The sequence below is a fragment of the Micromonospora sp. NPDC049359 genome (genome assembly GCF_044466585.1).
In the GTDB taxonomy this organism is placed as follows: Bacteria; Actinomycetota; Actinomycetes; order Mycobacteriales; family Micromonosporaceae; genus Micromonospora.
On sequence record NZ_JBITMW010000005.1, the window covers coordinates 119,566 to 132,736 of the forward strand.

The window sequence follows — 13,171 nt, forward strand, 5'->3', positions numbered from 1 at the left end:
CCGAACGCAACGGCATCCGCCACAGCGCGGAGAAGCTCTGGACGGCCAGCCCGCTCACCTGGTTCGGGCTCGTCCTCGGCGTCATCCTGTCGCTCTTCCCGTTCTACTGGATGATCGTCATCGCCTCGCGGACCAGTGACGCCGCGAACTCCTGGCCCCCGCCGTTCCTGCCGGGCGGCAAGCTGGGCGAGAACATCCAGCGGGTGCTCGACAACGGCGACGCGAACATCGTCAAGGGCCTGATGAACTCGTTCCTGGTGTCGGGCACGATCACGGTGGCGACCGTGTTCTTCGGCTCGCTCGCCGGATTCGCGTTCGCGAAACTGCGTTTCCGCGGCAAGAACGCGCTGCTGCTCATCATCCTGGCCTCGATGATGATTCCCATCCAGCTCGGTGTGCTCCCGCTGTACATCCTCATGGCCAAGCTGGAATGGCTGAACACGATGCCGTCGGTGACGGTTCCGTTCCTGATCGGCGGCTTCGGCATCTTCATGATGCGCCAGTACGCCGAGCAGGCGGTGCCCAACGAGCTGATCGAGGCGGCCCGCGTCGACGGCTGCTCCACCTGGCGTGTCTACTGGCACGTGGTGGTGCCGGCGCTGCGGCCCGCGGCGGCCGTGCTCGGGCTGCTCACCTTCATGGAGCAGTGGAACCAGTTCTTCTGGCCCTTCGTGGTGCTCGCCGACCCGGCCAACCCGACCGTGCAGATCTCCCTGCGCAGTCTGAACACCGCGTACTTCGCGGACAATTCTCAGATTTTCGCGGGTACGCTCATCGCTACCCTTCCGCTGTTCATCGTCTTCGTTCTGTTCGGCCGCCAGATCATCGGCGGGATCATGGAAGGTGCCGTCAAGTCGTGAGCAACCCCGCCAGCCCATCCGCCGTCGACCTCGACGAGCGTTCCGGGCTGACCTTTCCACCCGGCTTCCTCTGGGGAGCCGCGACCGCGGCATACCAGATCGAGGGGGCGGCGGCCGAGGACGGCCGCACCCCGTCGATCTGGGACACCTTCAGCCACACCGAGGGCCTGGTGGTCAACGGGCACACCGGCGACGTGGCCTGCGACCACTACCACCGGCTCGGCGACGACGTCGCGTTGATGGCCGAGCTGGGCCTCAAGTCGTACCGTTTCTCGGTCTCCTGGCCCCGGGTGCAGCCCGGTGGCACGGGCGCGGCCAACCCGAAGGGCCTGGACTTCTACCGGCGGCTCGTGGACGAGCTGCTGGCCCACGACATCGAGCCGTGGCTCACCCTCTACCACTGGGACCTTCCCCAGGAGCTGGAGGACGCCGGTGGCTGGCCGTCGCGGGACACCGCCGCCCGCTTCGCCGACTACACGACGCTCGTCGCCGACGCGCTCGGCGACCGGGTGCGCTACTGGACCACCCTGAACGAGCCGTGGTGCTCGGCGTTCCTCGGGTACGGCTCCGGCGTACACGCCCCGGGCCGGTCCAACGGCGCGGACTCGGTGCGCGCCGGCCACCACCTGATGCTCGGGCACGGCCTGGCCGTGCAGGCCCTGCGGGCCGTCCGGCCCACGGCCGAGGTGGGCGTGACCGTCAACCTGTACCCGGTCGACGCGGCCACCGACGCTCCCGCCGACGTGGACGCGGCCCGCCGGATCGACGGGCTGGCCAACCGCTTCTTCCTCGACCCGCTGCTGCGCGGGTCGTACCCGGAGGATCTGGTGGCCGACCTGCGCGAGGTCACCGACTTCGACCACGTCCGCGAGGGTGACCTGGCGACCATCTCCACGCCGCTGGACCTGGTCGGGATCAACTACTACAGCCGGCACGTGGTCGCCGCGCCGATCGAGGGCGCCGAGCCCGAGCCGTACTGGCGGGCACCCTCCTGCTGGCCGGGCAGCGAGGACGTCCGGTTCGTCACCCGGGGCGTTCCGGTGACCGACATGGACTGGGAGATCGACGCCCCGGGCCTGGTGGAGACGCTGCGGCGGGTGCACGAGGAGTACACGGACCTGCCGCTGTACGTCACCGAGAACGGCTCCGCGTTCGTCGACACCGTCGTCGACGGGCAGGTCGACGACGTCGACCGGCTGGCCTACTTCGACGCGCACCTGCGGGCCTGCCACGAAGCGATCAACGCCGGCGTGCCCCTGCGGGGATACTTCGCCTGGTCATTGATGGATAATTTCGAGTGGGCCTGGGGTTACACCAAGCGCTTCGGCATGATCCACGTCGACTACGACAGCCAGCTTCGCATCCCCAAGTCCAGCGCCAGGTGGTACGCCTCGGTGATCCGACGCAACGGTCTGGCCGCACAATAGGCTCGGGCCAGCCATCAGGGCGGTCCCGGCGTCCACTCTCGCGTGGCGCCGGGTCCGCCCGCCGTCGGAGGAGCAGACGATGACAACGCAGCGCACCCGCTCGCTCGGGCGCCCGACCCTCGATGCGGTCGCGGCGCGCGCCGGCGTGGGTCGGGGCACGGTCTCGCGCGTGGTCAACGGCTCGCCCCAGGTCAGCCCGGAGGCCCGGGCCGCGGTCCAACAGGCGATCGCCGAGTTGGGGTACGTGCCGAACCGCGCCGCCCGCGCGCTGGTCACCCAGCGGACCGACTCCGTCGCCCTGGTGGTGTCCGAATCCGGGGAGCGGGTCTTCACCGAGCCGTTCTTCGCGGCGATCGTGCGGGGGATCAGCTCCGGCCTGCTGGAGACGCCCATGCAGCTCTGGCTGGCGATGGCCCAGTCGCCGGTCGAGCGTGAGCGCGTCGAGCACCACCTCACCAACCAGCACGTCGACGGCGTACTGCTGCTGTCGTTGCACGACTCCGACCCGCTGCCCACCCTGCTGGAGGAGCGCGGCCTGCCCGCGGTGCTCGGTGGCCGACCGGCCCGGATGCTGCAACCCGGGGCCCAGCCGGCGTGGTTCGTCGACGTGGACAACGTTGGCGGCGCACGGCAGGCGGTGGAGTACCTGACCAGCCAGGGGCGGCGACGCGTCGCCACCATCGCCGGACCGCAGGACATGGGCGCCGGCCTGGCCCGACTGGCCGGCTACACCGAGGCCGTCAAGGCCACCGGCGTCGGCGTCAACCCCGACCTGATCGCGTACGGCGACTTCAGCGAGAGCAGCGGGGCGACCGCCATGCGCCGCTTGCTGAACGCCTGCCCGGACCTGGACGCCGTCTTCGTCGCGTCCGACCTGATGGCGTTCGGCGCGTTGCGGACCCTGCGCGACGCCGGCCGGCGTGTCCCGGAGGACGTCGCCGTGATCGGCTTCGACGACGCGCCGGTCGCCCGCCAGGCGGACCCACCGTTGACGAGCGTGTTCCAGCCGGTCGAGGAGATGGGCCGGCAGATGGCCCGGCTGCTGGTCGCCCGCATCCGCGGCGACGACCTACCCGCCCCGCACATCCTTCTGGACACCCAACTCGTCCACCGAGCCAGCGCGTAACCCCTCCCCGCCCCACCCCGTCCCGCGCGCTCCCCGCCCCCTCTCCCGGCCGATCTTGCACTTGCTGTGGCGACATACGGGATATTCCGCGCGAACTGTCGACAGAAAGTGCAAGATCGCGTGCTGGGGGGCGGGCGCGGGGCGCGGGGCAGGGACGGGGTGGGGGGTTTTAGGGGAGCCAGCGGCGGAGTTCGCGTTTGGCCAGGGAGTTGCGGTGGACCTCGTCGGGACCGTCGGCGAGGCGCAGGGTGCGGGTCTGTGCCCAGAGGGCGGCCAGCGGGGTGTCCTGGCTGACGCCCGCGCCGCCGTACCCCTGGATGGCCTTGTCGATCACCCACTCCGCCATCGCCGGTGTGGCGATCTTGATGGCCTGGATCTCGGTGTGCGCGCCCTTGTTGCCGACGGTGTCCATCAGCCAGGCCGTCTTGAGCACGAGCAGGCGGGCCTGTTCGATGCGGACCCGCGATTCGGCGATCCACTCCCGCACGACGCCCTGCTCGGCGAGGGGGCGACCGAACGCGATCCGCTCGTTGGCCCGGCGACACAGCAGCTCCAGTGCCCGCTCGGCCATTCCGATCAATCGCATGCAGTGGTGGATGCGCCCCGGGCCGAGTCGCGCCTGGGCGATGGCGAAGCCGGTGCCCTCCGCGCCGATCAGATTGGCCGCCGGCACCCGTACGTCGGTGAAGTCGATCTCGGCGTGCCCGCCGTGCGTACCGTCGGAGTAGCCGAAGACGTGCATGCCCCGGCGGACGGTCACGCCCGGCGTGTCCCGGGGGACGAGCACCATGCTCTGCTGGCGGTGCCGGTCGGCGTCCGGGTCGGTCTTGCCCATCACGATGAGGATCTCGCAGCGCGGGTCCATGGCGCCGGACGACCACCACTTGCGGCCGTTGACGACGTACTCGTCGCCGTCGCGGGTGATCCGGGTGGCGATGTTGGTCGCGTCGGACGAGGCGACCTCCGGCTCGGTCATGCAGAAGGCCGAGCGGATCTCGCCCTCCAGCAGCGGCACGAGCCAGCGCTCGCGCTGGGCGTCCGAGCCGAACTCGGCCAGCAGCTCCATGTTGCCCGTGTCCGGCGCCGCGCAGTTGACCGCCTCGGGCGCCAGGTGCGGGCTGCGCCCGGTCAGCTCGGCGAGCGGCGCGTACTGGAGGTTGGTCAGGCCGGCGCCGTAGCGCGGATCGGGCAGGAACAGGTTCCACAGGCCGCGCTTGCGGGCCTCCGCCTTCAGCTCGGCCAGCACCGGGGTACGCGACCACTCCTCGCCGGTGGCCGCCTGCTCGGCGTGCACCGGCTCGGCCGGGTAGACGTGCTCGGTCAGGAACCGGGTCAGCTCGTCGCGCAGCTCCTCGGTCCGGGCGTCGTACGCGAAGTCCATCACCGCTCCCTGGCGGCGGTCAGCCCGTGCGCGACCAGCGGTGCCACCATCTCGCCGATCCGGTCGAAGCCCTCGCCGAGCGTCTGCCCGAGCGTGTGACGGTAGTGGATGCCCTCGCAGATGACGGCGAGCTTGAAGCAGCCCAGCGCCACGTGCCAGTGCAGCGGCCCGACGTCGACGTCGCTGCGCCCGGCGTACCTGTCGATCAGCTCCGCGCCGGTGGGGAAGCCGGCGCGCGGGCCGAGGCCGTCGGCGACGGGATTGCCGGCGGTGTCGCTGTCGCCCAGCACGTCCCAGTACGTCAGCAGCAGCCCCAGGTCGGCGAGGGGATCGCCGAGGGTGGCCATCTCCCAGTCGAGGACGGCGTGTACGGCCACCGGGTCGGCCGAGGCGAGGAGGTTGTCCAGCCGGTAGTCGCCGTGCACGATGCGGCCGGCGTTCGCGCCCTCGGGGGCGGTCGCGGCGAGCAGGTCGCGCAGTTCGTCGATGCCGGGCAGGTCGCGGCTGCGCGAGCGGTCGAGCTGCCCGGCCCAGCGGCGGACCTGCCGGGCCAGGTAGCCCTCGGGGCGGCCGAAGTCGGCGAGCCCGACGGCGGCCGGCTCGACGGTGTGCAACGCGGCGAGGGTGTCCATCATCGCCATGGCGAGGGCCCGGCGTCGTTCGTCGCCCAGCGGGTCGGTCTGGGCGCGGGTGCGGAACACCTCGCCGGGCATCCGTTCCATCAGGTAGAACGGTGCGCCGAGAACCTCGGTGTCGGTGCAGAGCAGCAGCGCGCCGGGGACCGGCACCTCGGTGGGCGCCAGCGCCGAGATGACCCGGAACTCGCGGGCCATGTCGTGCGCGGTGGCCAGCACGTGCCCCAGCGGTGGGCGGCGCAGCACGACCTCCCGCTCGCCGAAGCGCAGCAGGTAGGTGAGGTTGGACTTGCCGCCCGCGATCAGGTGGGCGCGCAGCGGCCCGGCGGTCAGCTCGGGTCGGTGCGTCGCCAGGTAGCTCGCGAGGCGATCGAGGTCGATCCCGGCGGGGGCGGCCGGAACAGCGCCCGGCCGGAGCGCGCTGGCGGCCGGATCACTCATCCGACTAGTTGATGGCAGCCCGTTCACGTTGTCAAGGTCAGGTACGCCTGACGTGCCGTGGTCAGCGCTTCGGCCAGGTGAGGTGGCGTCGCCGGCGGTCGAGCCAGTCGACGGGCGATCTCCCCTTCTTGCGACATTTGCCCAGATATCGTCTCTTGATGGGCGGACCGCGGCAGTGGTCTCCGGAGCGGTGGGGGGCGATCGTGGCGAAGGCGAGCGAGGGTACGACGACGGTGGGCGAGCTGTTGCTCAGCCGGCTCTACGACCTCGGAGTACGCCATGTCTTCGGGCTGCCGGGCGACTACAACATGGACTTCCTCGATCAGATCGAGGCGTTCGACGGGATCGAGTGGGTCGGCAGTTGCAACGAGCTCAACGCCGGCTACAGCGCCGATGGATACGCCCGCCTCGCCGGTGTGGCCGCGATCCTCACGACGTTCGGTCCCGGCGAACTGTCGGCGGTCAACGCCCTCGCCGGGGCCATGGCGGAGTCGGTGCCGATCGTCTCGATCGTCGGCGGTCCGACCGCGGAGATCATGCGGCAGCGCACCTCCATGCACCACTCGCTCGCCGACGGCGACTTCGACCACTGGGTACGGGTGGCACGCGAGGTGACGGTCGCCCAGACCTCGCTGACGCCGCAGAACGCGCTGGACGAGGTCGACCGGGTGCTCACCGAGTGCTGGTCGCAGCAGCGTCCGGTCTACGTCCGGATGCCCGGCGACGTGGTCCACGCCGAGGTCGCCGAGCCGGGGCGACCGTTCACCCGCCCCGAGCCGGTCGTCTCACCCGGGCAACTCGACGCCTTCGCCACCGCCGCCCGGCGGCTGCTCGCCGGCGCCGAGCGGCCCGCCCTGCTGGTGGGGAACCTGCCGATCCGCCTGCACCTCGGCGCTGCCGTCACCGCCCTGGCCGCCGAACGGAACTGGCCGGTCGCCGCGCAGTCGCTGGGACGGGGGCTGCTGGACGAGTCCGACCCGCACTACGTGGGCGCCTACAACGGCGGTGACAGCGTCGACGAGGTCCGCGCGGTCGTGGAGGACGCGGACGCGCTTGTCTGTGTGGGCGCAACGTTCTTCGACTGGGACGGCCTGTTCACCGCCGACATCAAGGTCGACCGGGTCATCAGCCTGCACCGCGACGCCGCCGTCGTCGGCGGCACCCGCTTCGCCCCGGTCGCCCTGCCGGCAGCGCTGCGGTGCCTGCACGAGATCGCCCCGAACCGTACGGCGCAGTGGTCACGCGCGCCGCTGCTCGCGGCCGACCCGCCCGCACTCGACCCGTCGAGCAACGAGCCGATCCGGCAGGCACGGCTCTGGCCGGCGATCCAGCGGATGCTGCGCGAGGGGGACATCTTCGTCCCGGAGACCGGCACCCCTTCCTTCGGCGCGGCGACGATGCGCCTGCCCGCCGACGTCACCGTCGTGTGGCCGCCCATCTGGGGCTCGATCGGCTACGCCACCCCGGCCGCCTTCGGCGCCGCGGTGGCGGCGCCGGATCGACGGACGGTGCTGGTGACCGGCGACGGATCACTGCAGCTGACCGTGCAGGAGATCAGCCGGATGCTCGCCACGAACCAACGCCCGATCATCATCGTGGTCAACAACGGCGGCTACACCGTCGAGCGGGCGGTCGACGGGCGGCACCAGCCGTACAACGACATCGACAACTGGCGGTACACGGATCTGCCGGCGGTGTTCGGACGGGACCGGGGCTTCACCGCGCACGTCGCCCGTACCGAAGCCGAGCTGGCCGCCATCCTGGCCGGCATCGACGGCCCTCCGGCCCAGTTGACCCTGATCGAGGTGGAGACCGACCCACTGGACCTGCCCACCGGCATGCCCCAGTGGGGTCGGGAGACGTCCGCCGCCGACTACCACGCACAGCTCGCCTCCACGCCGGTCCTGCCCCTGGGTGGGCTCCCCTGAGCGTCAGCGTCCGGTTTCGCCCCGTAATCGGCCGCCGGAATTTCCGCTCGGGATATGCCTCTGCAACAGGGACGAAATGGTCACCCGGCAGGCTGTGAGCAGCCTGCCGGCCGTCGCCGGCCCGCCGAGCGGAGGGACAGACATGTTGCTGCGAGTTCGGGTCACCCTGCCGGACCGTCCGGGCACCCTCGGTCAGGTCGCCCGCACGCTGGGTGTCTCCGGCGCGGACATCGTGCAGGTCGTGGTCCTGGAGCGCCTCGGCGGGCGCGCGGTGGACGACTTCACGGTGGTGTGGCCCGGCGCGGCACGGGTCGAGCGTCTGCTGGCCGGTCTCGCGGCGATCCCGGGCGTACGGGTGGACGGTGTGTGGCGGGCGATCGGCGCGCCCACCACCACCGGCCAGGACGCGGAGCTGCTGGCCCAGGTCGCGGCGAACCCGGCCGACGGACTGGCGACCCTGGTGGACGCCGTACCGGGCCTGCTGGCGGCCGACTGGGCGGTGGCGGCCGTGGTCCCGGTGGACTGGGCGTCGCGTACGGGGGGTGGCGGGGCCACCGTCGGTCACGCGAGCTGGCGCGCTCCCGTACCGCCGCGGTTGCCGGAGGTGACTCCGCTGCGCGGGCGGTCGATGACCGCCCCCGACGGCACCCACTACGGGATCGCCCCGTTCGGGCGGGCGGGTCTGGTGCTGGTGGTGGCCCGCGAGCACAACGAGACCCTCTGCGCCGCGGGTTTCCACAGCACGGAGGTCGACCGGCTCACCCAACTCGTCCGGGCCAGCGCGGTCATCCTGGGCGACCGACTGGACCTGGTCGGTGCGCCTCCGGTGGTCGCCGGTCCCTGACCAGCGCGAGGAGTTCCCGGGTCGACACCGGCGAGCAACCGGGCGGCAACAGCCGCGGACGAGGCTCTGGGTGGGGAAGGGAGCCAACCCATGACGTTGTGGCGGATCCGAGCGACAGTGGACGACCGGCCCGGCTATCTGTCGGTCCTCACGGCGAGCCTCGCGCTGCGCGGGGTCAACATCCTCACGGTGCAGGTGCAGCCCACCGAGCATGGCGCGGTCGACGACTTCCTGGTGGACGCGCCGGACACGCTCGACGAGACCGAGCTGATCGCCGCCGTCGAACGAGGGCGCGGGCGGGACTGCTGGGTGGCGCGCAGCGAGGCGCGCGGCCTGGTCGACCAACCGACCCGGGTGCTCGGCCTGGCCAACCGGCTGGTGCGCGATCCGGACGCGACGGGTGAGGCGTTGCGTACGCTGCTCGGCGCCGACTCGGTGAGCTGGCGTCCGGCGGCGACCGGTACGGACCGGGGCAGCACCGGCACGAGCATGGTGCTGGCCGACCCGGCGGGCGGCACGTTCGCGCTGAGCCGGACGGCGCCAGCCTTCACTCCGGCGGAGTACGCCCGGGCACAGGCCCTGGTCGAGCTGGCCGCCACCGTGGCTCGTCGGGCCGCCGAGCAGGTGACCCTGGTGCTGCCGGACGGCGTCGAGGTGGCGGTGCGACCGGCGTGCGCGGACGACCTGGCGGGTGTGGTGGAGCTGCACGAGTCGTGCTCCCCGCGCAGTCGGGAACGGCGCTACCTGAGTGGGGCGGCGCTGCCGCGACCGGCCCGACTGCGTCGACTGTTGGAGCCGGCTCGGGGGCTCACCCTGGTCGCGACGACCACCGACACCGACGGCGCGGTGGTCGCCATGGCGAACCTGCTCGGCGAGGGCGACGAGGCCGAGGTGGCGCTTCTGGTCCGCGACGACTGGCAGCGGCGTGGGCTGGGCTCGGCCCTGCTGCGCCGGCTGGTGTCGCACGCCGACCGGGCCGCCTACGCGGCGTTGGTGTTGCACGTGCGGGCGGACAACGCGCCCATGCTGCGGACGCTGCGTCGACTGGACCGGCCCAGCTCGGTGCAGCGGGACGGCGGTCTGCTCGCGCTGACCGTACCGCTCGGGGTTCCGATGCCGTCCGAAACGACCACGACCGGCCACCAGGGGATGTCCGGGACCGGCCGACGGCATCGGTAGATCGGGCTGAGCTGGGACGACGTCTCGGACGGACCTGGCGGCCGGGTCGACTTTCCGCGCGGTGGCACGCGTGTCGCCGTAACGTCGGCGAGCGCGATGGCGCTGTGGCGCGGCGTGGGCTTCCCATTCGACGTGGCGCACATTACATTGTCGGATATCCATGGGAGCGCTTCCACGCCCGTGGCCACACCGCCACCCCCGCTGTCGCCGGTGGCCGTGCCGCCCCCACGCCGTCCCGCGTCGGTGCGACCGCCGGCGGCGCCTGGCTAACAGGAGCCCTTCATGCGCCACCTGACCCGGCCGTCCACCGGCCACCCCGGCCGGTCGCCCATCGACCAACCGTGGCCCCGGCGGCTGCTGGCCGCCGGCGTCGCCCTGCTCACCGGCGCGGCCCTCGCGGTCGCCGCGCCGACGCCCGGACCGGCGTCCGCCGCGCCCGCCTTCAACTACGCCGAGGCGTTGCAGAAGTCGCTGCTGTTCTACGAGGCGCAGCAGTCCGGCCAACTGCCCGACTGGAACCGCGTCTCCTGGCGCGGCGACAGCGCGCTCACCGACGGCGCCGGTACGGGAGTCGATCTGACCGGCGGCTGGTACGACGCCGGCGACCACGTCAAGTTCGGCTTCCCGATGGCGTTCAGCGCCACCATGCTCGCCTGGGGCGCGGTGGAGTACCGCAGCGGCTACAGCGCCTCCGGCCAGTTGCCGCACCTGCTGAACAACCTGCGCTTCGTCAACGACTACTTCATCAAGGCGCACCCGTCGGCGAACGTCCTCTACGGACAGGTCGGCAAGGGCGACGACGACCACAAGTGGTGGGGCCCGGCCGAGGTGCTGCCGATGGCGCGGCCCGCGTACAAGATTGATGCGAGCTGTGGCGGCGCGGACCTGGCGGGGGAGACGGCGGCGGCGATGGCCGCGTCCTCGATGGTGTTCCGGCCCACCGACGCGACCTACGCGGACAAGCTGCTCACCCACGCCCGGCAGCTCTACACGTTCGCCGACACCGTGCGGAAGGCCTACAGCGAGTGCATCACCGACGCGGCCGCGTTCTACAAGTCGTGGAGCGGCTACCAGGACGAGCTGGTGTGGGCCGCCATCTGGCTCTACCGGGCCACCGGCGACGCCAGCTACCTGACCAAGGCCGAGAGTGAGTACGACAAGCTCGGCACCGAGCCGCAGTCCACGACCCGTTCCTACAAGTGGACGATCGCCTGGGACAACAAGCAGTTCGGCGCGTACGTGCTGCTGGCGAACCTGACCGGCAAGCAGAAGTACGTCGACGACGCCAACCGCTGGCTGGACTACTGGACGGTCGGGGTGAACGGGCAGCGGGTGCCGTACTCGCCCGGTGGGATGGCGGTGCTCGACTCCTGGGGCGCACTGCGCTACGCGGCCAACACCTCCTTCGCCGCGCTGGTCTACAGCGACAAGACCACCGACACCACCCGCAAGGCGCGGTACCACGACTTCGCCGTCCGGCAGATCAACTACGCGCTCGGCGACAACCCGCGCAACTCCAGCTACGTCATCGGGTTCGGCGCCAACGCGCCGAAGAACCCGCACCACCGCACCGCGCACGGGTCCTGGTGGGACAGCCAGACCGTGCCCGTCGAGACCCGACACACCCTCTACGGCGCGCTGGTCGGCGGCCCGTCCTCGGCCAACGACGCGTACACCGACAGTCGGTCGGACTACGTGATGAACGAGGTGGCCACCGACTACAACGCCGGCTTCACGTCCGCGCTGGTCCGGCTGACCTCCGAGTACGGCGGCACCCCGCTGGCGAACTTCCCGGTCGCCGAGACGCCCGACATGGACGAGATGGCCGTGGAGACCACCGTCATGCAGGCCGAGCCGCGGGCCACCGGGCTCAAGGCGATCGTCTACAACAAGTCGGCGTTCCCGGCCCGCGCGCTGACCAACGGCAAGTTCCGGTACTACTTCCGGCCCGACGGCAGCGGCCCGGTGCAGGTCACCTCCGGCTACACCCAGGGCTGCCCGTCGCCGACCACCGCCAAGCAGTACAGCGGCGACATCTGGTACGTCGAGGTGGACTGCACCGGCTACACCATCGCCCCGGCCGGACAGTCGGCACACCGGATGGAGGTCCAGTTCAAGATCGGTGTGCCGGAGGGCGGCACCTGGGATCCGACCAACGACCCGTCGTACCAGGCCACCGCCGGGCCGAACCGCAAGGTTCCGCTCTACGCCGGCAGCACCCGCGTCTGGGGTGACGAGCCGGGGCCGGTCGTGCCGGACACCACCGCGCCGAGCGTCCCGGGCAAGCCGGTGGCGTCCAATCTCGCGTCCCGCTCGGTGACCCTGACCTGGTCGGCGTCCACCGACAGCGGCGGTAGCGGGCTGGCCGGCTACGACGTCCGCGAGGTCCAGGTCAACAGCGACACGGTCGTCGTCCGGCCGGTCACCGGCACGACGCTGACCATCTCGACGCTGCTGCCGGCGACGTCGTACGAGTTCACCGTCGTGGCCCGCGACGGCGCGGGCAACACCTCGGCGGCCTCGCCGGTGCTCACCGTGACCACGCCGCCGACCGGCTCCACCGACACGACCGTGCCGAGCACGCCCGGCACGCCGGTCGCCTCGGCGGTCACCGCGACCGGCCTCACCCTGGCCTGGACACCGTCGACCGACAACGTGGGCGTCACCGGCTACCGGGTCTACCGCGAGGCCGGCGCGACCGACGCGCTCATCGGGTCGCCGACCGGCAGCACCCTCGCGGTGACCGGGCTGACCGCCTCCACGGCGTACCAGTTCTACGTGGTGGCCGTCGACGCGGCCGGCAACACCTCCGCGGCGTCCGCGCCGGTCTCGGTGACCACGGCGGCGCCGCCGGTCGGCGGCACCTGCTCGGTCGGGTACGCCACGACGGACTGGAACACCGGCTTCACCGCGACGGTGACGATCACCAACACCGGCACCGCCGCGATCAACGGCTGGACCCTGCGGTTCAGCTTCCCGGGCGGGCAGACCGTCAGCCAGGGCTGGTCGGCGACCGTCAGCCAGGCCGGCGCGGCGGTCACCGCGACGAACCTGTCCTACAACGGCACGATCGCGCCGGGCGCGTCGGTGAGCTTCGGCTTCAACGGCACGCACAGCGGCAGCAACCCGAAGCCGACCGCCTTCACCGTGAACAACACCACCTGCGCCGTCGCCTGACTCGTTGACGGGTCGTGGGGGGGGGGGGGGGGGCGGCCCCCCCCCCCCCCCCCCCCCCCCCCCCCACGCAGGGCCAAAACATTTCCGAAACATTTCCGAAAACTCCATTGCCCGGACCGGTGCGTGGTTAGCATCGACTGAGTTAGATGTCTCAATCGATACATCCGGTCGTC

9 protein-coding genes are annotated in these 13,171 nt (G+C 71.7%); 7 read left to right on the forward strand and 2 right to left on the reverse strand.

What is annotated here, in order from left to right:
- Nucleotides 1–14: 14 nt before the first annotated feature.
- From ACIBTX_RS14100 to ACIBTX_RS14110, 3 genes are all read left to right on the forward strand, one after another.
- Complete coding sequence (locus ACIBTX_RS14100) at nucleotides 15–860, forward strand: carbohydrate ABC transporter permease (RefSeq protein WP_355051884.1); 846 nt, start codon at nucleotides 15–17, stop codon at nucleotides 858–860.
- Entirely contained in the window at nucleotides 857–2,287 is a 1,431-nt protein-coding gene (locus ACIBTX_RS14105) for a GH1 family beta-glucosidase (protein ID WP_357122897.1), read from the forward strand. Before ACIBTX_RS14100 ends, ACIBTX_RS14105 begins: the two co-directional genes overlap by 4 nt.
- 79 nt (nucleotides 2,288–2,366) lie before the next feature.
- Nucleotides 2,367–3,413, forward strand: a complete 1,047-nt coding sequence (locus ACIBTX_RS14110) for a LacI family DNA-binding transcriptional regulator (protein WP_357122900.1) — start codon at nucleotides 2,367–2,369, stop codon at nucleotides 3,411–3,413.
- A gap of 169 nt (nucleotides 3,414–3,582) precedes the next feature.
- Here ACIBTX_RS14110 and ACIBTX_RS14115 read toward each other — a convergent pair whose 3' ends face one another.
- Both ACIBTX_RS14115 and ACIBTX_RS14120 read right to left on the reverse strand, forming a co-directional pair.
- Nucleotides 3,583–4,794 (reverse strand): acyl-CoA dehydrogenase family protein, encoded by a 1,212-nt coding sequence (locus ACIBTX_RS14115; RefSeq protein WP_357171292.1) that lies wholly within the window; start codon nucleotides 4,792–4,794, stop codon nucleotides 3,583–3,585.
- The gene (locus ACIBTX_RS14120; RefSeq protein WP_396832540.1) at nucleotides 4,794–5,870 is read right to left on the reverse strand and encodes a phosphotransferase family protein; all 1,077 of its coding nucleotides are present in this window, start codon (nucleotides 5,868–5,870) and stop codon (nucleotides 4,794–4,796) included. Before ACIBTX_RS14120 ends, ACIBTX_RS14115 begins: the two co-directional genes overlap by 1 nt.
- Before the next feature lie 158 nt (nucleotides 5,871–6,028).
- On the opposite strand from ACIBTX_RS14120, the gene ACIBTX_RS14125 reads away from it, so the two are divergent.
- The 4 genes from ACIBTX_RS14125 to ACIBTX_RS14140 all read left to right on the forward strand — a co-directional run bounded on the left by ACIBTX_RS14125 (nucleotide 6,029) and on the right by ACIBTX_RS14140 (nucleotide 12,998).
- On the forward strand, nucleotides 6,029–7,798 hold the full coding sequence (locus ACIBTX_RS14125) for a thiamine pyrophosphate-binding protein (protein ID WP_357393358.1): 1,770 nt from the start codon (nucleotides 6,029–6,031) through the stop codon (nucleotides 7,796–7,798).
- A 142-nt stretch (nucleotides 7,799–7,940) separates the two neighbouring features.
- Nucleotides 7,941–8,642, forward strand: a complete 702-nt coding sequence (locus ACIBTX_RS14130) for an amino acid-binding protein (protein WP_357171296.1) — start codon at nucleotides 7,941–7,943, stop codon at nucleotides 8,640–8,642.
- Nucleotides 8,643–8,732: 90 nt separating this feature from the next.
- Complete coding sequence (locus tag ACIBTX_RS14135) at nucleotides 8,733–9,821, forward strand: GNAT family N-acetyltransferase (protein WP_396832541.1); 1,089 nt, start codon at nucleotides 8,733–8,735, stop codon at nucleotides 9,819–9,821.
- Between the two features lie 282 nt (nucleotides 9,822–10,103).
- Nucleotides 10,104–12,998, forward strand: coding sequence for a glycoside hydrolase family 9 protein (locus tag ACIBTX_RS14140; protein ID WP_396832542.1), 2,895 nt, complete (start codon nucleotides 10,104–10,106; stop codon nucleotides 12,996–12,998).
- The last annotated feature ends 173 nt before the right edge of the window (nucleotides 12,999–13,171 follow it).

Excerpts from the sequence above, each read along its gene's own strand:
- ACIBTX_RS14110 (WP_357122900.1), top strand. The coding sequence starts at position 2,367 with ATGACAACGCAGCGCACCCGCTCGCTCGGGCGCCCGACCCTCGATGCG.
- ACIBTX_RS14115 (WP_357171292.1), bottom strand. The coding sequence starts at position 4,794 with ATGGACTTCGCGTACGACGCCCGGACCGAGGAGCTGCGCGACGAGCTG.
- ACIBTX_RS14120 (WP_396832540.1), bottom strand. The coding sequence starts at position 5,870 with ATGAGTGATCCGGCCGCCAGCGCGCTCCGGCCGGGCGCTGTTCCGGCC.
- ACIBTX_RS14125 (WP_357393358.1), top strand. The coding sequence starts at position 6,029 with ATGGGCGGACCGCGGCAGTGGTCTCCGGAGCGGTGGGGGGCGATCGTG.
- ACIBTX_RS14130 (WP_357171296.1), top strand. The coding sequence starts at position 7,941 with ATGTTGCTGCGAGTTCGGGTCACCCTGCCGGACCGTCCGGGCACCCTC.
- ACIBTX_RS14135 (WP_396832541.1), top strand. The coding sequence starts at position 8,733 with ATGACGTTGTGGCGGATCCGAGCGACAGTGGACGACCGGCCCGGCTAT.
- ACIBTX_RS14140 (WP_396832542.1), top strand. The coding sequence starts at position 10,104 with ATGCGCCACCTGACCCGGCCGTCCACCGGCCACCCCGGCCGGTCGCCC.